The organism is Micromonospora sp. A200 (genome assembly GCF_029893845.1).
GTDB classification, from domain to species: Bacteria; Actinomycetota; Actinomycetes; order Mycobacteriales; family Micromonosporaceae; genus Micromonospora; species Micromonospora purpureochromogenes.
Genome location: NZ_JARXXY010000002.1, coordinates 175,641 through 196,654 on the forward strand (window position 1 = coordinate 175,641; position 21,014 = coordinate 196,654).

Sequence of the window (21,014 nt, forward strand, 5' to 3'; positions counted from 1 at the left end):
CCGGAACGGCGGCATGAGCGCGGCCAGGAAACCGCCACGTCGCCGACACGGAGTCGATCACGCGATCAGGACACCCCCGCCTCGCCGACACGGAGTCGATCACGCGGGCGACCGGCACCCGGAACCGGGCCGGAGACGGCGGCGGGCGGCCCCGCGACTGCGGAACCGCCCGTCGGGTCGTACCGGTCAGTTGGGGCTGGCCTCGCTGGCCGGCAGCCGGACCGACTCCACCGGCTCCGCGTCCAGGCCGGAGATCCAGCCGATGACGTTGCGCGCCACGTTCTGCGCGGTGAGCCCCAGGTCGCTGAGGATCTGCGCGCGGGTGCCGTGCGGGTGCCAGCCAGCGGGCACGCCGAGGTCGCGCAGCGGCACCCGGACGTCGGCGTCCCGCATCGACTGGGCGAGCGCGTCGCCGACGCCGCCGACCCGGACGCCGTCCTCGACGGTGACCACGAGCCGGTGCCCGGCGGCCAGCTCGACCAGCTCGGCCGGGACCGGGCGGACCCAGCGCGGGTCGACCACCGTCACGCCGTAGCCCTGCTCGGCGAGGCGGGCGGCGACCTCCATGCCCAGCTGGCCGAAGGAGCCGACCGCGACCAGCAGCACGTCGGTACGCGCCGACTCGGCCAGCACGTCGACGGTGCCGATCCGGCGTACCGCCGGCAGGTCGGCGGCGACGGTGCCGGTCGGGAAGCGGACGATGGTCGGGCCGTCGTCGACGGCGACGGCCTCCCGCAGCTCCTCGCGGAGGCTGGCGGAGTCGCGGGGCGCGGCGATGCGCAGGCCGGGCACCACGCCGAAGACCGACATGTCCCAGATGCCGTAGTGGCTCGGCCCGTCCGGCCCGGTGATGCCGGCCCGGTCGAGCACGAAGGTCACCGGCAGCTTGTGCATCGCCACGTCCAGCAGGACCTGGTCGAAGGCGCGGTTGAGGAAGGTCGCGTAGACCGCCACCACCGGGTGCAGGCCGCCCATCGCCAGGCCGGCGGCCGAGGTGGCCGCGTGCTGCTCGGCGATGCCGACGTCGTACACCCGCTCGGGGTGCTTGCGGGCCAGGGTGGCGATGCCGGTGGGCTCGGCCATGGCGGCGGTGATGCCGACCACGTCGGGGCGCTCGTCGGCGATGGCCACCAGCTCGTCGGCGAAGACCTGGGTCCACTTCACCGACGGGGCGGCGAGCAGCTTGCCGGTCTCGGCGTCGAAGGCGCCCGGGCCGTGCAGGCAGTCCGCCTCGTCCTCCTCGGCGGGGCGGTAGCCGTAGCCCTTGCGGGTGACCGCGTGCACGATCACCGGGCCGCCGAAGTTCTTCGCGGCGCGCAGCGACGACTCGACGGCGGCGATGTCGTGCCCGTCGACCGGGCCGACGTACTTGATGCCGAGGTCCTCGAACATCGCCTGCGGGGCGACCGCGTCCTTGATGCCCTTCTTGACCGCGTGCAGCACCTCGTACATCGGCTTGCCGACCAGCGGGGTGGAGCCGAGGGCGTCCTTGACGGTGTCGAGGACCTTCTCGTAGCCGGGGTTGAGCCGCAGCGAGGAGAGGTGGTCGGCGAGGCCGCCGATGGTCGGCGAGTACGACCGGCCGTTGTCGTTGACCACGATCACCAGGGGGTTGCCGGCGGTGGCGATGTTGTTCAGCGCCTCCCAGCACATGCCGCCGGTGAGCGCGCCGTCGCCGACGACGGCGACCACGCTGCGCTGCTCGCCGCGCAGGGCGTACGCCTTGGCCAGCCCGTCGGCGTACGACAGGGCGGTGGAGGCGTGCGAGTTCTCGATCAGGTCGTGCTCGCTCTCGGCCTGGCTGGGGTAGCCGGAGAGCCCACCGCGCTGGCGCAGCTTGTCGAAGCCGTCCTGCCGCCCGGTGAGGATCTTGTGCACGTACGACTGGTGGCCGGTGTCGAACAGGAGCCGGTCGCGGGGAGAGTCGAAGACCCGGTGCATCGCCAGGGTGAGTTCCACCACGCCCAGGTTGGGGCCGACGTGCCCGCCGGTGCGGGAGACCTTGGCGATCAGGAAGTCACGGATCTCGGCGGCGAGGATGTCCAGCTGCTCGGCGGTCATCCGCTTGACGTCCTGCGGATCGCGGACGGCGCCCAGCAGCCGACCGTGGTTGGCCGTGCCCTCTTCAACACTCATGAGCGAAGAGTCTATCGGCCGCCCGCCGCACCGCAGCTCGGCCGTGGATCATCCCAGCTGGTTCCCAGGTTCACGCCACGACGACCAGCCGCCGCGGGGGCGCGGGCGGGGTGGCGCCGTGCGGCGGCCCGGCCGGCGTCCAGGCGCCCAGCACGGCCGCCCGGCGGGCGCCGGTGACCGAGGGGATCGCCCCGGTCAGGCCGTGCCAGGAGAGCCAGCCGAGCAGGGCGAACGCGTACGCCTCCTTGGCCTGGGCGGGGACGCCCAGCTCGTCGGTGGTGCGCAGCCGCCAGCGCCCGGCCCCGAGGGCGGTCAGCCGGCCCAGCAGGGTGGGGTTGCGCACTCCCCCGCCGGCGGCGACCACCTCGGTGACCCGGTGCCGGTCGCACGCGGCGGCGACCGTGCGGGCGGTCAGCTCGGTCAGGGTGGCCAGCACGTCGTCCGGGGCCACCGGCTCGCCCAGCGCGGCCAGCCGGTCGTCCAGGTAGCCGGCGTGGAAGAGCTCCTTGCCGGTCGACTTGGGCGGCGGCGCGGCGTAGTAGGGCTCGGCGAGCAGCGCCTCCAGCAGGCCGCTGTGCACCCGGCCGGCGGCCGCGCGGGCGCCGTCGAGGTCGCAGGGGCGGCCGAGGAGCCGCCGGGCCGCCGCGTCGAGCAGCGCGTTGGCCGGGCCGACGTCGTACCCGAGGACCGGCGCGCCCGGGGCGACGACGGTGAGGTTGGCGATGCCGCCGAGGTTGAGCGCGGCCCGGGGCCCGCCGGCCGCGTCGAGCAGCAGCGCGTCGAAGGCCGGGACCAGTGGCGCGCCCTGACCGCCGGCGGCGACGTCCGCCGAGCGCAGGTCCGCCAGGACGGGTACGCCGACCCGGGCGGCCACCCGCGCCGGCGCGCCGAGCTGGAGGGTGCCCCGGGTGGTGCCGCCCTCGACCCAGTGGAAGACGGTCTGGCCGGGCGAGACCACCAGGTCGGCCCGCCCGCCGGCCAGCTCGACGCCGAGCGCGGCGGCGGCGGCGAAGACCTCGCCGAGGGCGTTGTCCAGCCGGCAGACCGCCTCGATCGTGGTGGCCTCCGGAGGCAGCAGCGCGCCGATCGACTCGCGCAGGGCGTCGTCGTAGTCCAGCCCCCGGTGCCCGAGCGGACGCATCCGCAGGGTGTCGCCGTCGGCGGTGAACTCGGCGGCGACCACGTCCACCCCGTCGTACGAGGTGCCGGACATCAACCCGACGATCTTCATCGGGTCAGGCTGTCACCGGGCGGGCGGCAGGAGCAACCCGACCAGCTCGACGTGCTGGGTCATCGGGAACAGGTCGTACCCGCGCAGCCCGGCGAGCCGCCAGCCGAGCCCGGTGAAGGTGCGCACGTCCCGGGCGAAGGCGGCCGGGTCGCAGGCCACGTACGCGACGGCACGCGGCCGGGCGGCGACCACGTCCCGCACCACCGGCGCGCCCGCGCCGGAGCGGGGTGGGTCGAGCACCACCAGGTCGACCGGGCCGGTGACCCGGCGGCGGGCCAGCGCGGTCTCCACCCGGGCGGCGACCACCTCCACCCGGGGCAGGTCGGCCAGGTTCTCCCGGGCGGCGGCGACCCCCTGCGCGGAGGACTCGACCAGGGTGATCCGGGCCTGCGGGCCGACCCGGCCGGCGAGGGCGGCGGCGAAGAGGCCGGCCCCGCCGTACAGGTCCCAGGCGGACTCGCCGGGGCGCGGGTCGAGCAGGTCGAGCACCGCCCCGACGAGGGTGTCGGCGGCGGCCGGGTGCACCTGCCAGAAACCGGCGGCGGGCAGCGTCCACTCCCGGCCGGCGGCCACCTCGCGGACGGTCTGCGGCCCGCTGACTCCAGTGGCCACCCCCTCGGTGACGGCGGCGACGCTGACGTCCCCGCCGGTGGAGGCGACGGTCTCGACCGCCTCGGCGTCCGGCCAGTTCGCGCCGGACGGGGTGAGCACCGGCAGCTCCCGGATCGCCGGGTGGGCGATCCGGCACCAGTCGATCGGGACGACCTCGTGCGAGCGGTGCTTGAGCAGCCCGGCCCGGCCGGCGGCGTCGACGGTGTACCGGACCCGGGAGCGCCAGCCGAGCGGCCCGCCGGGCAGCGCCTCGACGGCCACCCCGAGCGCGTCCACCTCGGCGTCGGTGAGCCCGCCCAGGCGGGTGAGCTGCTCGCGCACCACGGCGGTCTTCCAGCCGAGCTGGGCGGCGGGGGTGACGTGTTGCAGGTCGCAGCCGCCGCAGCGGCCCGGCTTCGCCCACGGGCAGGGCTGCTCGACCCGGTCCGGGGAGGCGGTCAGGATCTCCACCGCGTCGGCGCGGGCGAAGCCCTTGTGCAGCTCGGTGATCTCGGCCACCACCCGCTCGCCGGGCAGCGCGTGCCGGACGAAGACCACCTGGCCGTCGACCCGGGCCACGCAGTGCCCGCCGGGGGCGACCGCGCCGACGGTCAGCTCGACCCGCTCGGCCTCCTCCAGCCCGCGCCGCTCCTCCGTGCCCGGCCCGCCGCCGGTCGGGCCGGTCACGGCCGGTCCCCGCTCGACGGGCCGCTCTCGCCCGGCGGGGCGGAGACGACGGGCGGGACGCTCGGCGGCAGGGTGCTGCGCGGGGCCACCCGCGGCCCGCGGGCCGGGGTACGGCTCAGCGTGGCGTCGAGGCGGTCCAGGTTCTTGCTGGCGGTCGAGGCGAGCTGCCAGGGCACGCTGGTCACCATCACGCCCGGCTCGAAGAGCAGCCGCCCCTTGAGGCGCAGCGCGCTCTGGTTGTGCAGCAGGTTCTCCCACCAGCGGCCGACGACGTACTCGGGGATGAAGACGGTGACCACGTCGCGGGGCGACTCCCGGCGGGTGTTGGCGACGAAGTTGAGGATCGGCCGGGTGATCTCCCGGTACGGCGAGTCGACCACGGTGAGCGGGACGGGCACCTCGCGCCGCTCCCACTCCGCCTGGAGCTGGCGGGTGTCCTTCTCGTCGACGTTCACCGTCACGGCGGTCAGCGTGTCCGGGCGGGTGGCCCGGGCGTACGCGATGGCCCGCAGGGTCGGCTGGTGCAGCTTGCTGACCAGCACGATGGCGTGGTTGCGGGCGGGCAGCACGCCCCGGACCTCGGTCGGCTCCAGCTCGGCGGCGACCCGGTCGTAGTGCCGGCGGATGGCGAGCATCACCAGGTAGATCACCGCCATCGCGGCGATCGCGATCCAGGCGCCTAGCAGGAACTTGGTGAGCAGCACGATGACCAGGACGGTGCCGGTCATCACCATGCCGAAGGTGTTGATCGCCCGGGACCGGATCATCCGCCGCCGCGCCTCCGGGTCCCGCTCGGTGCGCAGGTGCCGGTTCCAGTGCCGGATCATGCCGGCCTGGGAGAGCGTGAACGAGACGAACACCCCGACGATGTAGAGCTGGATCAGCTTGGTGACCTCGGCCTGGAAGCCGACGATCAGCACGATGGCGAAGACGGCGAGGAAGACGATGCCGTTGGAGAAGGCCAGCCGGTCGCCCCGGGTGTGGAACTGTCGGGGCAGGTAGCGGTCCTGGGCCAGGATCGAGCCGAGCACCGGGAAGCCGTTGAACGCGGTGTTCGCCGCCAGGAAGAGGATCAGCGCGGTCGCCCCGGCGACCACGTAGAGCAGGATCGAGCCGGAGCCGAAGACGGTCTCACCGAGCTGGGTGGTGACGGTCTTCTGCACGTAGCCCTCGGGGCCGGAGACGATCTGCAGCTCCGGGTTCTCCACGAACTGCAGGCCGGTCAGCCGGGACAGCCAGATGATGCCGACCAGCATGGCGACCGCGATGGTGCCGAGCAGCAGCAGGGTGGTCGCCGCGTTGCGGCTCTTGGGCGCCTTGAACGCGGGCACCCCGTTGGAGATGGCCTCCACACCGGTGAGCGCGGCGCAGCCCGAGGAGAAGGTCCGCAGCAGCAGGAAGATCAGGGCGAGACCGGTCACGCTGTGCTCGGCCTGGATCTCCAGCCCGGCGCTGGGCGCCTGCAGGTCGTCGCCCAGCACGAAGATCCGGACCAGCCCGGTGAGGATCATCCCGACCATCACGATGATGAAGCCGTAGGTGGGGATCGCGAAGGCGGTGCCCGACTCGCGAAGACCGCGCAGGTTCATCGCGGTGAGCAGCACCACCGCGATGACCGCGATGAGCACCTTGTGGGTGGCCACGAAGGGCACCACCGAGCCCAGGTTCGCCACCCCGGAGGAGACCGACACCGCGACGGTGAGCACGTAGTCGACCATCAGCGCGCTGCCCACGGCCAGGCCGGCCCGCGGCCCGAGGTTGACGGTGGCCACCTCGTAGTCGCCGCCGCCCGACGGGTAGGCGTGCACGTTCTGCCGGTAGCTGGCGACCACGGTGAGCATCACCACGACCACCGCGAGGGCGATCCACGGCGAGAAGAGGAACGCCGACGCCCCGGCGATCGACAGCGTCAGCAGGATCTCGTCCGGCGCGTACGCCACGCTGGAGAGGGCGTCGGAGGCGAAGACCGGCAGGGCGATGCGCTTGGGAAGGAGGGTGTGCTGGAGCCGGTCGGACCGGAAGGGTCGACCGACGAGGAGTCGCTTCAGCAGCGAGGTGGGACTGGCCACAAGCGCTAAGGGTACGACCACCCAACGCCGAACGTCGGGGGTGCCTGATCACCACCCCGCGCACCCGCGCGGTACGGTCGGTCCCCCGTCGGCCCGGCGGACGTGGCACGCTCGCAGAGAGCGCCGCCGTCCGCCGAACGGGCGGCACCTTTGGGAGGGACACCAGTGCATGTCGTGATCATGGGCTGTGGCCGGGTCGGCTCGACCCTCGCCCACAGCCTGGAGTCCCGGGGTCACTCGGTGGCGGTGATCGACCAGGACGCCGACGCGTTCCGCCGCCTCGGGCCCGACTTCGCCGGCATCACCGTCACCGGCGCCGGCTTCGACGGCGAGGTGCTGCGCCAGGCCGGCATCGAGCGGGCGGACGCCTTCGCCGCCGTCTCCAGCGGTGACAACTCCAACATCATCTCCGCCCGCCTGGCCCGCGAGACGTTCGGCGTCTCCCGGGTCGCCGCCCGCATCTACGACCAGCGCCGGGCGCAGGTCTACGAGCGGCTCGGCATCCCCACCGTGGCCACCGTCCGGTGGACGGCCGACCGGATGCTGCGGCACCTGGTCCCCGAGGGCAACATCGAGATCTTCCGCGACCCCACCAGCACGGTCTCTATCGTCGAGGTGCCGGTGCACAAGGAGTGGGTCGGGCGATCGCTGCACCAGCTGGAGGAGGCGGCCGGCGCGCGGGTGGCGTATCTGATCCGCTTCGGCATCGGCACGCTGCCCACCACCTCCACCGTCGTGCAGGAGGGTGACCAGCTCTACGTGCTGGTCACCGACGACATCGCCGCCTCGGTCACCGCGGTGGCCGCGGCGCCGCCCGAAGGAGGGCTCTGAGCATGCGGATCGCCATCGCCGGCGCCGGCAACGTCGGCCGGTCGATCGCCCAGGAGCTGATCGACAACGGCCACCAGGTGATGCTGATCGAGCGCCAGCCCCGGATGCTGCGCCCGGACCGGGTGCCGGCCGCCGACTGGGTACTGGCCGACGCGTGCGAGTTGACCAGCCTGGAGGAGGCCAACGTCGCCGGCTGCGACGTGGTGGTCGCGGCGACCGGTGACGACAAGGTCAACCTGGTGGTGTCGTTGCTGGCCAAGACCGAGTTCGCGGTGCCCCGGGTGGTCGCCCGGGTCAACCGGGCCGAGAACGAGTGGCTCTTCACCGAGCAGTGGGGCGTCGACGTGGCGGTCAGCAAGCCGCGGGTGATGGCCGCGCTGGTCGAGGAGGCGGTCACCGTCGGCGACCTGGTCCGGCTGATGACCTTCCGGCAGGGCGAGGCGAACCTGGTCGAGATCACCCTGCCGCCGACCGCGCCCTACGTCGGCCAGCCGATCCACGCGGTGCCGATCCCCCGGGACGCCGCGCTGGTGGCGATCCTGCGCGGCAAGCGGGTGCTGGTGCCCAGCCCGGACGACCCGATCGAGGCCGGCGACGAGCTGATCTTCGTCTGCACCGCCGAGGTGGAGGACCAGGTCCGCGCGGTGATCCTCGGCCCCGACAGCGTCGAACGGACCCGCGGCAAGGGCTGAGCCGGCCGGCGGACGACCCGACGCCCGGCCCGGCGGGCGTTCAGACCGCTGCGCGGCCGGGGCAGTCGCCGGCCCGGCGGTGCTCGGCCACTCAGGCGTCCGGCCGGTCCCAGCGATGGTGGAGACGGCCGGGAGCGCTGCCCGGCGGGTGGCCGGACGGGCTCAGGCGCCGGGCAGCGGCTGCGGCGCGCCCTGCCGGGTCACCCGGCGCACCGTCCAGACGGTGATCAGCAGCAGCAGCGCGTACGGCGGGTAGCCCAGCGCCAGCCGGGCCACGCCCAGCGCGGTGTCCTGGTGGGCCAGGTAGAGCCCGGCCTGCACGCCCACCTTGGCCAGCCAGACTACGCCCCAGAGCACGGTGAGCTGGGTGAAGGTGCGCACCAGCCGGGGATCGTCGCGCCACTCCGAGCGCCCCTTGGCGACCAGCACCGACCAGATCCAGCCGACCAGCGGCTGGCGGATCGCCGCCGAGATCAGCAGGGCCACCCCGTAGGCGATGCCGTAGAGGATGCCGGGAAGGTAGAAGTCCCGCTCGTCGCCGGTGCGCCAGGCGATGAACGCGCCGATGCCGATGCCGACGAGCCCGTTGACCGCGTGCCGGACCGGACGCCGCTGGGCCAGCCGCGCGACGGCGATCAGCACCGCCACCCCGACCGAGGCGATCACGGCGGGCCGCAGGTCGCCCACGATGTTGGCGAGCACGAAGACCAGCACGGGGATGCTGGACTCGACCAGGCCCCGCCAGCCGCCGAGCTGGTCGGCCATCTGCTCGGCGAGGCTGGGCAGCTGCCCGTCGTCCTCCGGGTGCGGCGCGGTGGCCGGCTGCTGTCCCGTCGTCACTTCGGCGACTCCAGCTCGTAGTACGGGTTGTAGATGACCTTGCGGTCGTCCCGGACGGCCACCCGGCCGCGCGCGGTGAGGTGCCGCCCCGGCTCGATGCCGGCGATGTGCCGCCGGCCCAGCCAGACCAGGGTCACCACGTCGCTGCCGTCGTAGAGGTCCGCCTCCAGGGTGGGCAGGTTGGTCCGCGGGGTGTAGACCACGGTGCGGAGCCGGCCGGTGACCGAGACCACCTGGCCGCGCGTGCACTGCCGGGCCGGCACCCCGCCGCACTCGGCGCTCTCCCGCTGCAGCTCCTGCGCCTCGATCTCGGCCTCGCTCGCGGTGAGCCGCCGCAGGATGCGCCGCAGCGACACCCGGCCCTCGTCGGTCGTCATGACCTCCGCGCCACCCTCTCCACGCTGACCGGCCCGCGCCGGCACTGGCCCGGCCCCGCCGATGCCGGAACCGTCCCGCCAGCGTACGCCGATCCCGCCGGCCGGACCGGTCGGGCGTACCCGTGCCGGCGGGCGGGCGGGCGGAGCCGGCCGGACCCGGTCCACCGGCCCCCGGCGACGGGCAGGCCCACCCGGGCGGGACCGGGCGGACACGGCACCGGGCCCGGCTCCGTCGGTGGACGGTGCCGGGCCCGGTGAGTGGTCGTTGCCGTGTCGGTCAGGCCTCGCGCGGGGCGGGTGCCGGAGCGCCACCCTCGCCGCCCTCGGCCCCCTCGGCCTGCTCGGCGACCTCGCGGGGCAGCCGCAGCGGCAGCGGCTCGCGGACCGGCTTCGCCTCCTGCCCCCGGTCGACGACCAGGCCGTCCAGGCACTCGGCCAGCGGCCCGGCCGCGACCGGGTCGGTGGCGGCGGCGCCCTGGTAGACCCCGCGGACCATCCAGCGCGGCCCGTCGATGCCGACGAAACGCAGGTCGGTCAGGCCGTCCGGGGTGCGTACCCGGGCGCGCAGCTCGGTGCCGTACTCGCCCTCGACCTCCTGGGCGGCGGCGCCGTCGGTGAAGAGGGACTGGCGGATCTCCTCACGCACCTCGTCCCAGATGCCCTCGGACCGGGGCGCGGCGAAGACCCCGAGCTGCAGGGCGTTCTCCCCGTGCACCAGCACGACCTGCTGGATCACGCCCTGCGGGTCGGCCTGCACGCGCACCTCGACGCCGGGCACCGCGGGGATGTGCAGGCTGCCCAGGTCGAGCCGCTCCACGCCGTCCGGCGCCTCCGAGCTGTCGTACGGGCCGCGCGACGGACCCGTCGGCTCGGCGTCGTACGAGTCGAGGACCTCGGCGGCCCGCTCGTCACGGGCACCCCGCCCGCCGTCGGCCCGCTTCCGGCTGAAGATCACTGCGCCCACCCTCCGCTGTTCGCACTCACCCTGCCACCTCTTCCGTCTGTCCGCCCGCCCGGTCGGGATCTTCCCGTCGACCGGTCGCGGGCGGCGGCACCAGACCGGCGTGTCCGCCGGTCGAGCCGTGTCCACCGGGCCCGCGCCGCGACCCGGGCAGCTCGGCCACCGGCTGGAAATCCGCCCGCTCCACCCGCTGGACAACGAGCTGTGCGATGCGATCGCCACGGGAGATCTTCGCCGGCGTGTCCCGATCATGGTTGATCAGGTTGACCAGGATCTCACCCCGGTAGCCGGCGTCGACCGTACCGGGCGCGTTGAGCACCGTCACGCCGAGCCTGGCGGCCAGGCCGGAGCGCGGGTGCACCAGGCCGACGTACCCCTCCGGCAGCGCCAGCGCCACCCCGGTCGGGACCAGGGCCCGGCCGCCGGGAGGCAGCTCGACGTCCGCGGCGGCCACCAGGTCGGCGCCGGCGTCACCGGGATGGGCGTACGCGGGCAGCGGCAGCTCCGGGTCGAGCTGGCGCACGGGCACGGGTACGACGTGGGTCACGGTGCTCCCTCTTCCGTCGGGTTCGTGGGGGTGGCCCTGCCATCCTGCCGGGTCGGACGGCCACCGCGCGCCGTACCCTCGCAGGTGTGAGCGTGTCGCCTTCCCCGTCCTCGCCGCCCCCGCGCACCGCGGCGGCCGCGGAGCACTCCGAACGGCTGAGTCTGCCCTGGTGGCTCTGGGTGGTCGGGCTGGCCCTGTCCGGGCTGCTGGCCGCCGAGGTGTGGATGGGCGCCCCCGGGGTGCGGGCCTGGCTGCCCTTCGTGGTCCTCCCGCCGGCCACGGCGGTCGCGCTGTGGTGGCTGGGTCGGGTCCGGGTGGCGGTGCGCGACGGCGAGCTGTTCGTGGACGACGCCCACCTGCCGGTGCGGTACGTGGCGGACGTGGTCCCGTTGGACGCCGCCGGGCGCCGCGAGGTCCTCGGCGTGGGCGCGGATCCGCTGGCCTTCGTGGTGCAGCGGCCCTGGATCGGCGGCGCGGTGCAGGTGGTGCTGGACGATCCGGCCGACCCGACCCCGTTCTGGGTGGTCAGCACCCGTCACCCGGTCGAGCTGGCCCGCGCGGTGATGGCCGCCCGCGACGCGGCCTGACTCCTCAGGGCAGCGCCAGCCGGCCGGGCAACGCCCCGCCCTTGCGGCGCAGGTCCCGGCGGATCTCGTCGGCGAGGGTCCTGGTGGCCCGCCCGTTGAGGTAGCTGGCCACGGCCGCGCCGGTGAGAAACGGCCCCAGCGTGGTCAGGTTGCGCCCGAACCGCTTGAGCAGGGTGTCGCGCAGCTCCCTGCGGGCCGCGGTGCCGAGCACCGCGCCGACGCCCACCCCGGGCGTCATCGGGTTGATCCCGCGTTGGTTGGCCCAGGACTGCATCAGGGCGATCGCCCGCTGGCTGCCGCCGGTGGACAGCGGCACGTGGTAGACCTCGTGCAGCTCGCCGATGAGCTTCAGCTCGATCGCCACCACGGCGACGGTCTCGGCGGCCAGCAGCACGGGCGCCGAGAGCAGGGTCGGGGTGGCCACCCACTCCACGGCGGCGACGCCACCGCCGGCCGCACCCACCCCGGCGGTGGCCCGGGCGGCATTGCGCACCAGCCGCTCGGCGAGCGCCTCGTCGTCCAGCCCGGGGAAGTGCCGGCGCAGCGTGGCCAGGTCCCGGACCGGGATGTGCGGCGCGACGTCGGAGACCGTGTCGGTCATCCAGCGCAGCGCGGCCTTCGGCTTGAACAGGTCGGCCAGCCCGCGGGCGCGCGCCAGCCCGACCAGCCGGGTGAGCAGTTGGCGGCGGCGGGCCGGCTCGATGTCGTCGGCGGTCAGCGCGGCGACGGTGGCACCGAGCTCCTCAGCGGCCCGCTCGGCCGATTCCGGCGTGCCCGCGTCGAGGGTGCCGCCGGCGGCGCCACCGGACGTCGGGCCGGCGGTGGACGGTGCCGCCTGCCGGGCACCGGTGGCCCCGGCGCCCGGGAGGTGCCGGCGCAGCGTGGCCAGGTCCCGGACCGGGATGTGTGGCGCCACGTTGGAAACGGTGTCGGTCATCCGGCGCAGCGCGGCCTTCGGCTTGGACAGGTCGGCCAACCCGCGGGCGCGCGCCAGCAGTTGACGGCGGCCGGCCGGCTCGCTGTCGTCGGCGGTCAGCGCGGCGACGGTCTCACCGAGCTCCTCAGCGGCCCGGTCGGCCGATTTCGGCTTGCCGGACGGCGCGTCGAGGGTGCCGCCGGCCGCTCCGGCCGCGCCACCGGACGTCGGGTCGGCGCCGGACGTCGGGCCGGCGCCGGACGTCGGGTCGGCGCCGGACGTCGGGTCGGCGCCGGACGTCGGGTCGGCGCCGGACGTCCGGGCACCGGTGGTTCCGGTGCGCGGACCGCCGGTGCCGGGGCCGTCCGGGCGGTGGGTGGCACCCGAATCCGGGCGCGTCGTGGCTCCCGGCTGCGCCGGGGCGTCCGCCCCGGCGCCGGGGCGCGGCCCGGTCGGCGTACCCCCCGCCGGCCCACCGGCCCGCTCGTCGCGTTCGCTCATGCCGCCCGACCTCCCGTGCTCCCGTCGGCGTGGTCACCGCCCGTTACGAGTCAAGCAGCTCCCCGCCGCCCCCGCACGGCAGCTCGGGCAGCGGCGGCCCCGTCGTGGCGGCCGCCGCCGATGTGCGGTTCGGGGTCAGACGCACTCGCGGCAGATCAGCTCGCCGTTGCGCTCGACCGCCAGCTGGCTCCGGTGGTGGACCAGGAAGCAGCGGCCGCAACGGAACTCGTCCTGCTGCATCGGCAGGACCTTGACGGTCAGCTCCTCGTCGGCCAGGTCGGCGCCGGGCAGCTCGAAGCTCTCGGCCACCTCGGCCTCGTCGACGTCCACGGCGCCCGACTGTGAGTCGACCCGCCGGGCCTTGAGCTCTTCCAGGCTGTCCTCGCCGAGGTCGACCTCGTCGCGACGCGGGGCGTCGTAGTCGGTGGCCATCGGTTCACTCTCCCATATCGATATTGTCGCTTCCGGTTGTAACGCCGGACGACGTTGTTTCGGTTCCCACTGGCCGGCCACCCTTTGTGTCGGTCACCCGACCCGCCGGCCGCTCTGGCCGGGGGCCTACAGGGGCCTCCCCCAGCGAGCGCGGAACCTTACCCCCCTCGGGCGAGGCATGTATACCGCCCTCGTGGCTGAGATGTACGCCCCAGCACCCCGAGTTGTTCCCAATGTGACTCAGGCGACACGAAGATAGGGGTAGTAGTACCCGCTTCCCGGATGGCGCGCCGGCATGTCGGACTGTTTCCACGCGACGGTCGGACAACCGTTAACCTCAGCGGCGTACTCGACGGCCGGCGGGGCGGCCCGACCACCGGCTGGCCGCCGCCACCCTTCACTGTCCGGGAGCGCCCAGATGAGTTTTGCGCGAGTGCGAGCACTCGTTGTCGTCGGTCTGCTGGCGGTGGTGGCCCTGGTCTTCGTCGTCGTCGCCATGGTGCGGGACACGCAGGGCAAGGCGGGCGCCGCCGGGGGCTGCCCCGAGGGCTGGCCGCTCGCCGACATCACCCTGCGCGAGCCGAAGGACGTGAAGATCAACGTCTTCAACGCCACCGACCAGATCGGTCTGGCCGGCAACATCGCCGACGACTTCCGCAACCGGAAGTTCCAGGTCAAGAAGACGGCCACCGCGCCGAAGGGCGTCGACGAGGTGGCGCTGCTGCGCTACGGCCCCAAGGGCGTCGGCTCCGCGCACCTGCTGCGGGCCTACTTCCTGAACAACGCCGAGCCCGTGTACGACGCCAAGCGCAAGGACGACAGCGTCGACGTCGTGCTGGGCAGCGGCTTCCAGCAGCTGGCCACCACCACCGAGGTGAACCAGTCCCTGGGCGACCTGGGCGCGCCCGAGGCGCCGGCCGGCTCCTGCCCCATGCCGGTCGAGAAGTGACCGTTCCGCCGGCCGGGCCGGCGGAACGACCGGACTGATCTGACCGAAACGGCGGTGTCCCCCGGGACACCGCCGTTTCGTTGTCGGAGATTCGGCCCGTTCGCGCCGGTCGCCGTGACCGCCGTCCCGGCTCCGGTCGCAGCGCCGACCGGCCCGCGTCGGCCCGGGCGGTCAGGGGCCGCCGGAGGCCCGGCGCGCGTCGGCCGGGTGGCCAAGGGCCGCCGGAGGCCCGGCGCGCGTCGGCCGGGGTCCGGGCGGTCAGGGGCCGCCGGAGGCGTCAAGGTCGGCGAGCCGGTCGTGCAGCGGCGCGAAGAGCGCCGGCGGCGCGGCGATCACCAGGTCCGGGCCGGCCGGCAGGCCACCCAGCCCGGCGACCCGCAGTCCCGCCTCGACGGCGACCAGGCCGCCGGCCGCCTGGTCCCAGGCGGCCAGCCCCTTCTCGTAGTAGGCATCCACCCGCCCCTCGGCGGCCAGGCAGAGGTCCAGCGCGGCGGCGCCGAGCCGGCGGATGTCGCGGACGTGCGGGATCAGCTCGGCGATCACCCGGGCCTGGTGCGAACGGCGCGCCGGGTCGTAGCCGAATCCGGTGGCGACCAGCGCCTGCCCCAGGTCGACCTCGGTCGAGCAGCGCAGCCGCTGCCCGTCGCGCCAGGCCCCGCCGCCCGCGGTGGCGGTCCACTCCTCGCCGGTGAACACGTTGCGCACCACCCCGGCGACCACCTCGCCGTCGACCTCGGCGGCCAGCGACACCGCGCAGTACGGCAGTCCGTAGAGGTAGTTCACCGTGCCGTCGATCGGGTCGATGATCCAGCGCACCCCGCTGGCCGCACCGCCGTCGGCCGCCCCGGCGCCGTACTCCTCGCCGAGGACGGCGTCGTCGGGGCGTACCCGGTGCAGCGCGTCGAGGACCTGGCGCTCGACGGCGCGGTCCGCGGCGGTGACCACGTCCGTGACGGTGCTCTTGGTCGCGGCGACCGACACCCCCTCGGCGTGCATCCGGTGCGCGGTGGCCGCGGCCTGCCGGGCGACATCGATCGCGATCGTGAGCAGTTCGGCCGGTGCCGGTGCCGAACGAGTCATGGTTCGTCCCCTTCCCGCACGATCGGGACGCCCCGCCGTGCGCGCGGGTATCATCCTTACAAAGTCCACATCTGCGCCGAATCGGCGGTCCCCGCCGCCGGTACGCCGTGCGCCGCAGGATGATCGCCGCAGACGGCGTTACAATTCACCCTGCCCACGCGCCACGGACCGCCGCCGGACGGCCGGCCCGGGACACGGGGGTCCCTCAAGGACATCGCCCGGCACGGTCGCCCCACGCTGCGCCGGACGACCCGGCCGTGCCCGCTCTTCGCCTCCGGAAGGTCATTCGTGACAGAACCCCGCCAGACCGGCGCCGACGTTCGCTCGCTCACCGACACCCTGATCGCCCACGCGCAGAGCGCCGGCGGCCAGTTGACGTCGGCCCAGCTCGCGCGCACCGTCGAGTCCGCTGAGGTGACCCCGGCCCAGGCCAAGAAGATCCTGCGGGCGCTCTCCGAGGCGGGGGTGACCGTGGTCGTGGACGGCTCGGCCAGCACCCGTCGCCGGGTCGCCGCGGCCCGGTCCGCCACCCCGGCCTCGCGTGCCACCACCGCCAAGACCACCAAGAAGGCCGCCGCGCCCGCCCCCAAGCAGGCGCCCGCCGCCGACGAGGCCCCGGCGCCCGCCCCGCGCAAGGCGGCGCCGCGCAAGGCCGCCGCCACCACCGGCGAGGTGGCCGCCAAGGCCGCCGCGCCGGCCGCCAAGGCGACGAAGTCCACCCGCGCCACCAAGGCGACGGTGGCCGCGGCCGGCAAGGCCACCAAGGCCGCCGCCGGCAAGGCCAAGGGCGAGGGCGCCGAGGGCGAGATCGACCCCGAGGAGCTCGCGGCCGCGATCGAGGACGTGGTGGTCGAGGAGCCGGCCGAGCTGACCAAGGCCGCCGAGGCCGACGCGGCCAGCTCCGCCACGGACAACGACTTCGAGTGGGACGACGAGGAGTCCGAGGCGCTCAAGCAGGCGCGCCGCGACGCCGAACTCACCGCCTCGGCCGACTCCGTCCGGGCGTACCTCAAGCAGATCGGCAAGGTTCCGCTGCTCAACGCGGAGCAGGAGGTGGAGCTCGCCAAGCGGATCGAGGCCGGGCTCTACGCCGCCGAGCGGCTGCGCGCGGCCGAGGAGGGCGAGGAGAAGCTCACCCGCGACATGCAGCGGGACCTGGGCTGGATCTCCCGCGACGGCGAGCGCGCCAAGAACCACCTGCTGGAGGCCAACCTCCGACTGGTCGTCTCGCTGGCCAAGCGCTACACCGGCCGCGGCATGGCCTTCCTGGACCTGATCCAGGAGGGCAACCTCGGTCTGATCCGCGCGGTCGAAAAGTTCGACTACACCAAGGGCTACAAGTTCTCCACGTACGCCACCTGGTGGATCCGGCAGGCGATCACCCGGGCGATGGCCGACCAGGCCCGCACCATCCGCATCCCGGTGCACATGGTCGAGGTGATCAACAAGCTCGGCCGGATCCAGCGCGAGCTGCTCCAGGACCTGGGCCGCGAGCCCACCCCGGAGGAGCTGGCCAAGGAGATGGACATCACACCGGAGAAGGTGCTGGAGATCCAGCAGTACGCCCGGGAGCCCATCTCGCTGGACCAGACCATCGGCGACGAGGGCGACAGCCAGCTCGGTGACTTCATCGAGGACTCCGAGGCCGTCGTCGCGGTCGACGCCGTCTCCTTCTCGCTGCTGCAGGACCAGCTCCAGCAGGTGCTGCAGACGCTCTCCGAGCGTGAGGCGGGCGTGGTACGCCTGCGCTTCGGCCTGACCGACGGTCAGCCGCGCACCCTGGACGAGATCGGCCAGGTGTACGGGGTGACCCGGGAGCGGATCCGGCAGATCGAGTCCAAGACCATGTCCAAGCTGCGTCACCCGTCCCGTTCCCAGGTGCTCCGCGACTACCTGGACTGACCCCTTCACGTCAACCAGCCGTGTCGGTTTGACCACTAGCCGTAGAACACTCAAAGGTGATCGGTCGGTTGCCTGTTTGTGATCGTTGACGTGGCACCCTTGACACACGGCACACTGTCTCCCTGCCATGTGTGACCTCGGTCGCCCGCGGGCACACAGGGAAGGCAGGGCCCGACGAGGGTGTTGCACGATGGGTGAGCAACGACCGAAGAGAGTGTTCATCGGTGACGACCAGAGGAGGAAGGCGATGACCCCGACCCTCACGCCGCCGCCCGAGACGGTGGCCCCCCCGGCCGCCGATGAACGGTGCGACCGCTGCAATGCTGCCGGCAAGCTCCGGATCACTCTGGCGGGTGGGAGCGAGCTGGTGTTCTGTGGGCACCACGCGAACAAGTACGCGGAGGATCTCGTGAAGATCACCGTGAAGTACGCGACGGACCCGGAGTTCAGCTGGCGTGGCGCCGATCTGATGGCGAACTGAATCCGCAACCACATAACGACGACATAGCCGGCCGGGAGCCCCAAGGGGCTCCCGGCCGGCTTCGTCTGCGCTCACTCCCCCGCCGCGCCCCGCGCCCCGCGCCCGAGACGGCGCACTTTCACGGAATGAGTGGCCTCGACGCGCCGAATAGCCACACTTTCCGGGAAAGTGGCTGGGATCTTGACGGCCGGGCCGGGTGGGGTCGCCGGGGCGGATGGCGTCAGAGGGTCTGCACGGTGGCGATGCGCTCTTCGAGCTGCTCGATCGTCGCCTGGGCGCTGGGCGGGCCGCCGCAGAGGCGGCGCAGCTCGGCGTGGATCTTGCCGTGCGGCTGGCCGGTGCGGTGGTGCCGGGCGGCCACCAGGGCGTTCAGCTGGCGGCGCAGGGCCACCCGACGCTGGGCGGCACTCATCGGTGCGGCCGGCGCCGCGGGGGCGTCAGCGGCCGGCTCAGCGGTCTGCGTGGCCGCCCGCCGGCGCTGCGCGGCGAGCTGTTCGGCCTGCCGCTTGGTGAGCAGCATGGAGACCTGGTCGGCGGTGAGCAGACCGGGCAGGCCGAGGTATTCCTCCTCCTCGGGGGTGCCGGCCTGTGCGGCGGTGCCGAAGGAGGCGCCGTCGAAGATGACCTGGTCCAGCTCGGCGGTCGCGGAGAGCGCGGTGAAGCGCTTCTCCAGCTCACCGCTGGCCTGGTCGTCGCGTTGGGCGCGCTCCAGCAGGTCGTCGTCGAAGCCGTCGGACTCCTTGGGCTTGCCGAGCACGTGGTCCCGCTCGGCCTCCATCTCGCTGGCCAGCCCGAGCAGGTGCGGCACGCTGGGCACGAAGACCGAGGCGGTCTCCCCCGGCCGGCGGGCCCGCACGAAACGCCCGATCGCCTGGGCGAAGTAGAGCGGGGTGCTGGCACTGGTGGCGTAGACGCCGACCGCCAGCCGGGGAATGTCGACGCCCTCGGACACCATCCGGACCGCGACCAGCCAGCGCTGCTCGGACGCCCCGAACGTCGCGATCCGCGCGGACGCCCCCACGTCGTCGGAGAGCACCACCGCTGCCTTCTCGCCGGTCACCTGCTCGATCAACTTCGCGTACGAGCGGGCGTTCTGCTGGTCGCTGGCGATGACGAGACCACCGGCGTCCGGCATGCCGGCGTTGCGCAGCACGGTCAGCCGGGCGTCGGCGGCCCGGAGCACCTGCGGCATCCAGTCCCCGGCCGGGTCCAGGGCGGTACGCCAGGCCTGCGCCACCAGGTCCTGCGTCATCGGCTCGCCCAGCCGCGCCGCCAGCTCGTCGCCGGCGTTGGTGCGCCACCGGGTCTCCCCCGAGTACGCCAGGAAGAGCACCGGCCGGACCACGCCGTCGCGCAGCGCGTCGGAGTAGCCGTAGACCGAGTCGGCGCGGGAGCGCAGCAGCCCGTCGCCGCCGCGCTCGTAGCTGACGAACGGGATGGGGTTGTCGTCGGAGCGGAACGGCGTACCGGTGAGCATCAGCCGGCGTACCGCGGGCTCGAAGGCGGCCTTGACCCCGTCGCCCCAGGACCGGGAGTCGCCGGCGTGGTGGATCTCGTCGAGGATGACCAGCGTGCGCCGGGTCATGGTGCGCCGCCGGTGCACCTGCGGGGCCATGCCGACCTGCGCGTAGGTGACGACCGCGCCGTGGAAGTCGGCGGAGGAGTGCACGTCGGCGTTGCGGAACGCGGCGTCGAGCTGGATGCCGACCCGCGCGGCGGCGCTCGCCCACTGGGTCTTCAGGTGCTCGGTCGGAGCGACCACGGTGACCGCCTCGACGGTGCCGTCCACGAGCAGCTCGGCGGCGATCCGCAGGGCGAAGGTGGTCTTGCCGGCGCCGGGCGTGGCGACCGCGGTGAAGTCGTCGGTGCGGCGGCGCAGGTACTCCACCATCGCCTTGCGTTGCCAGGCACGCAGGGGCGGGAACGTCTCTAGCGCCGGCAACCGGGCTGCCACGCGAGGCTCCTCTCCGACCGCACCATGGCGGACCCCGGCCGAGGGCCACGGGTACCGCCGCCCATGAAAACGCCTCCGCGCAGAAGATGCCGCGAAGGCCGACTCAGCATAACCAGCCCACGCCGCTCGCCCCACTCGACGCCACGCTGGTCACATCCGCCACCCCCGCCCGCTCCCCGCCCGACGCGGTTTGCGGTGTGTCGCGGCATCCCGGCCCGGGGACACCCCGACACGCCGCAAAGGGCGCGGGGGCGGGGCGGGGCGAAAGGGAGGGTTCGAGCGGGTGGTCAGGTCTGGGGGCCGCGGACCCCGGTCTTCGGGGGGCGCAGCGTGGCCACCGGGGCCGACCAGCGCCGCCGCAGCGCCACCAGCCGCAGCGCGAAGACCAGCAGGGCGGCGACGGTCAGCGGCGCCGTGCCGGCACGTCCGGTGGCGTCGAGCAGGGCCACCGCGACCGCGCCGGCCAGCGCGGCCACCGCGTAGATCTCCCGGCGCAGGACCACCGGGATCTCGGCGGTGAGCAGGTCCCGGCCCAGCCCGCCGCCGATGGCGGTGAGCATGCCGATCACGCAGGCGCCGACCGGCGGCACGTGGGCGTCGAGTGCCTTGAGCGTGCCGGTGACGGTGAACAGCGCCAGGCCCGCCGCGTCCAGCACCAGCACGGTGGTGCGCAGCCGGGCCAGCTGCGGGTGCAGCCAGAAGACGGCGGCGGCGGTCACCGCGGCGGTGGTGGCGTACCGCCAGTCGGCGAAGGCCAGCGGGGGCACCTCGTCGATGGCCAGGTCACGGAAGATCCCGCCGCCGAGGGCGGCCACGAAGCCGACGAAGACGACGCCGAAGAGGTCGAGCCGTTTGGCCACCGCCGCGGAGGCCCCGGAGGCGGCGAAGACGGCCACCCCGGTCAGGTCGGCGAAGAGCAGGGCGGTGGAGGTCGTCACACCGCCGAAGGGTACGGGGGCGGCCGGTCCGGCCGCCGCGGATCACTCACCGTACGAGTCGTAGATCTCCTTGCACTTCGGGCAGACCGGCGAGCCGGGCTTGGCGGCCTTGGTCACCGGGAACGTCTCGCCGCAGAGCGCCACCACGTAGGTGCCCATGACGGCACTTTCGGCGATCTTCTCCTTGCGGACGTAGTGGAACATCTCCGGACCGGTGTCCGCGTCCTTCAGCTCAGGGCGTTCGAGAATCTGTGTGCTCACTGTTGACACCTCCAACTTTTTAGTTTGGCAGGTCGGTGGGGGGCGGTCCAC

The 21,014-nt window shown here is 74.0% G+C and carries 20 protein-coding genes and 1 pseudogene; 6 read left to right on the plus strand and 15 right to left on the minus strand.

What is annotated here, in order from left to right; translation table 11 throughout:
• Window positions 1-186: 186 nt before the first annotated feature.
• The 4 genes from dxs to M2302_RS02740 all read right to left on the minus strand — a co-directional run bounded on the left by dxs (window position 187) and on the right by M2302_RS02740 (window position 6,714).
• On the minus strand, window positions 187-2,136 hold the full coding sequence (gene dxs / locus M2302_RS02725; protein ID WP_280836377.1) for a 1-deoxy-D-xylulose-5-phosphate synthase: 1,950 nt from the start codon (window positions 2,134-2,136) through the stop codon (window positions 187-189).
• A gap of 70 nt (window positions 2,137-2,206) precedes the next feature.
• Window positions 2,207-3,367, minus strand: a complete 1,161-nt coding sequence (locus tag M2302_RS02730) for an anhydro-N-acetylmuramic acid kinase (protein ID WP_280836378.1) — start codon at window positions 3,365-3,367, stop codon at window positions 2,207-2,209.
• A 12-nt stretch (window positions 3,368-3,379) separates the two neighbouring features.
• Window positions 3,380-4,645, minus strand: a complete 1,266-nt coding sequence (locus M2302_RS02735; protein WP_280836379.1) for a TRAM domain-containing protein — start codon at window positions 4,643-4,645, stop codon at window positions 3,380-3,382.
• Window positions 4,642-6,714, minus strand: coding sequence for an APC family permease (locus M2302_RS02740; RefSeq protein ID WP_280836380.1), 2,073 nt, complete (start codon window positions 6,712-6,714; stop codon window positions 4,642-4,644). Before M2302_RS02740 ends, M2302_RS02735 begins: the two co-directional genes overlap by 4 nt.
• A gap of 165 nt (window positions 6,715-6,879) precedes the next feature.
• Here M2302_RS02740 and M2302_RS02745 point away from each other — a divergent pair, with 165 nt between their 5' ends.
• Together M2302_RS02745 and M2302_RS02750 are read left to right on the plus strand one after the other, a co-directional pair.
• Window positions 6,880-7,545, plus strand: a complete 666-nt coding sequence (locus M2302_RS02745; protein WP_280836381.1) for a TrkA family potassium uptake protein — start codon at window positions 6,880-6,882, stop codon at window positions 7,543-7,545.
• 2 nt (window positions 7,546-7,547) lie between these two features.
• On the plus strand, window positions 7,548-8,237 hold the full coding sequence (locus tag M2302_RS02750) for a TrkA family potassium uptake protein (protein ID WP_154942869.1): 690 nt from the start codon (window positions 7,548-7,550) through the stop codon (window positions 8,235-8,237).
• Between the two features lie 162 nt (window positions 8,238-8,399).
• Here M2302_RS02750 and M2302_RS02755 read toward each other — a convergent pair whose 3' ends face one another.
• From M2302_RS02755 to dut, 4 genes are all read right to left on the minus strand, one after another.
• On the minus strand, window positions 8,400-9,077 hold the full coding sequence (locus M2302_RS02755; RefSeq protein WP_210775261.1) for a DUF3159 domain-containing protein: 678 nt from the start codon (window positions 9,075-9,077) through the stop codon (window positions 8,400-8,402).
• Window positions 9,074-9,454 (minus strand): OB-fold nucleic acid binding domain-containing protein, encoded by a 381-nt coding sequence (locus tag M2302_RS02760; protein ID WP_154942867.1) that lies wholly within the window; start codon window positions 9,452-9,454, stop codon window positions 9,074-9,076. The genes M2302_RS02755 and M2302_RS02760 overlap by 4 nt, the downstream gene beginning before the upstream one ends.
• 277 nt (window positions 9,455-9,731) lie before the next feature.
• Window positions 9,732-10,409: a DUF3710 domain-containing protein gene (locus tag M2302_RS02765; protein ID WP_280836382.1), complete on the minus strand. Its 678-nt coding sequence runs from the start codon at window positions 10,407-10,409 to the stop codon at window positions 9,732-9,734.
• Between the two features lie 25 nt (window positions 10,410-10,434).
• A complete protein-coding gene (gene dut, locus M2302_RS02770) occupies window positions 10,435-10,962 on the minus strand; it encodes a dUTP diphosphatase (protein ID WP_280836383.1) in 528 nt (175 codons plus the stop codon).
• Between the two features lie 86 nt (window positions 10,963-11,048).
• Between dut and M2302_RS02775 the strand changes: the two genes are divergently transcribed.
• Window positions 11,049-11,549, plus strand: a complete 501-nt coding sequence (locus M2302_RS02775) for a DUF3093 domain-containing protein (RefSeq protein WP_280836384.1) — start codon at window positions 11,049-11,051, stop codon at window positions 11,547-11,549.
• 4 nt (window positions 11,550-11,553) lie between these two features.
• Here the strand turns inward: M2302_RS02775 and M2302_RS02780 are convergent, their stop codons facing one another.
• From M2302_RS02780 to M2302_RS02785, 3 genes and pseudogenes are all read right to left on the minus strand, one after another.
• Window positions 11,554-12,438 (minus strand): hypothetical protein, encoded by an 885-nt coding sequence (locus M2302_RS02780; RefSeq protein ID WP_348529399.1) that lies wholly within the window; start codon window positions 12,436-12,438, stop codon window positions 11,554-11,556.
• Window positions 12,412-12,609, minus strand: a pseudogene (locus M2302_RS33040) (hypothetical protein); the annotation flags it as partial. The pseudogene M2302_RS33040 and the gene M2302_RS02780, both read right to left, overlap by 27 nt.
• Window positions 12,610-13,101: 492 nt before the next feature.
• A complete protein-coding gene (locus M2302_RS02785; RefSeq protein WP_046565779.1) occupies window positions 13,102-13,398 on the minus strand; it encodes a DUF4193 domain-containing protein in 297 nt (98 codons plus the stop codon).
• A gap of 433 nt (window positions 13,399-13,831) precedes the next feature.
• Between M2302_RS02785 and M2302_RS02790 the strand changes: the two genes are divergently transcribed.
• The gene (locus M2302_RS02790; protein WP_280836534.1) at window positions 13,832-14,347 is read left to right on the plus strand and encodes a LytR C-terminal domain-containing protein; all 516 of its coding nucleotides are present in this window, start codon (window positions 13,832-13,834) and stop codon (window positions 14,345-14,347) included.
• A 258-nt stretch (window positions 14,348-14,605) separates the two neighbouring features.
• On the opposite strand, the gene M2302_RS02795 is transcribed toward M2302_RS02790, so the two are convergent.
• Entirely contained in the window at window positions 14,606-15,427 is an 822-nt protein-coding gene (locus M2302_RS02795; RefSeq protein WP_280836385.1) for an inositol monophosphatase family protein, read from the minus strand.
• Window positions 15,428-15,715: 288 nt separating this feature from the next.
• Between M2302_RS02795 and M2302_RS02800 the strand changes: the two genes are divergently transcribed.
• Both M2302_RS02800 and M2302_RS02805 read left to right on the plus strand, forming a co-directional pair.
• Window positions 15,716-17,329 carry an RNA polymerase sigma factor gene (locus M2302_RS02800; protein WP_280836386.1) on the plus strand — a complete coding sequence of 538 codons (1,614 nt, stop codon included), beginning with the start codon at window positions 15,716-15,718 and terminating at the stop codon, window positions 17,327-17,329.
• Window positions 17,330-17,576: 247 nt separating this feature from the next.
• Window positions 17,577-17,810, plus strand: coding sequence for a hypothetical protein (locus tag M2302_RS02805; protein WP_088964796.1), 234 nt, complete (start codon window positions 17,577-17,579; stop codon window positions 17,808-17,810).
• A gap of 220 nt (window positions 17,811-18,030) precedes the next feature.
• Here the strand turns inward: M2302_RS02805 and M2302_RS02810 are convergent, their stop codons facing one another.
• From M2302_RS02810 to M2302_RS02820, 3 genes are all read right to left on the minus strand, one after another.
• On the minus strand, window positions 18,031-19,764 hold the full coding sequence (locus M2302_RS02810) for a DEAD/DEAH box helicase (RefSeq protein ID WP_280836387.1): 1,734 nt from the start codon (window positions 19,762-19,764) through the stop codon (window positions 18,031-18,033).
• 287 nt (window positions 19,765-20,051) lie between these two features.
• On the minus strand, window positions 20,052-20,702 hold the full coding sequence (locus M2302_RS02815) for a TRIC cation channel family protein (RefSeq protein WP_280836388.1): 651 nt from the start codon (window positions 20,700-20,702) through the stop codon (window positions 20,052-20,054).
• A gap of 42 nt (window positions 20,703-20,744) precedes the next feature.
• Window positions 20,745-20,963 (minus strand): DUF3039 domain-containing protein, encoded by a 219-nt coding sequence (locus M2302_RS02820; RefSeq protein WP_154942858.1) that lies wholly within the window; start codon window positions 20,961-20,963, stop codon window positions 20,745-20,747.
• Window positions 20,964-21,014 lie beyond the last annotated feature (51 nt).

Coding starts and splice junctions, on each gene's coding strand:
- dxs (WP_280836377.1), bottom strand. CDS start 2,136: ATGAGTGTTGAAGAGGGCACGGCCAACCACGGTCGGCTGCTGGGCGCC.
- M2302_RS02730 (WP_280836378.1), bottom strand. CDS start 3,367: ATGAAGATCGTCGGGTTGATGTCCGGCACCTCGTACGACGGGGTGGAC.
- M2302_RS02750 (WP_154942869.1), top strand. CDS start 7,548: ATGCGGATCGCCATCGCCGGCGCCGGCAACGTCGGCCGGTCGATCGCC.
- M2302_RS02760 (WP_154942867.1), bottom strand. CDS start 9,454: ATGACGACCGACGAGGGCCGGGTGTCGCTGCGGCGCATCCTGCGGCGG.
- M2302_RS02785 (WP_046565779.1), bottom strand. CDS start 13,398: ATGGCCACCGACTACGACGCCCCGCGTCGCGACGAGGTCGACCTCGGC.
- M2302_RS02795 (WP_280836385.1), bottom strand. CDS start 15,427: ATGACTCGTTCGGCACCGGCACCGGCCGAACTGCTCACGATCGCGATC.
- M2302_RS02805 (WP_088964796.1), top strand. CDS start 17,577: ATGACCCCGACCCTCACGCCGCCGCCCGAGACGGTGGCCCCCCCGGCC.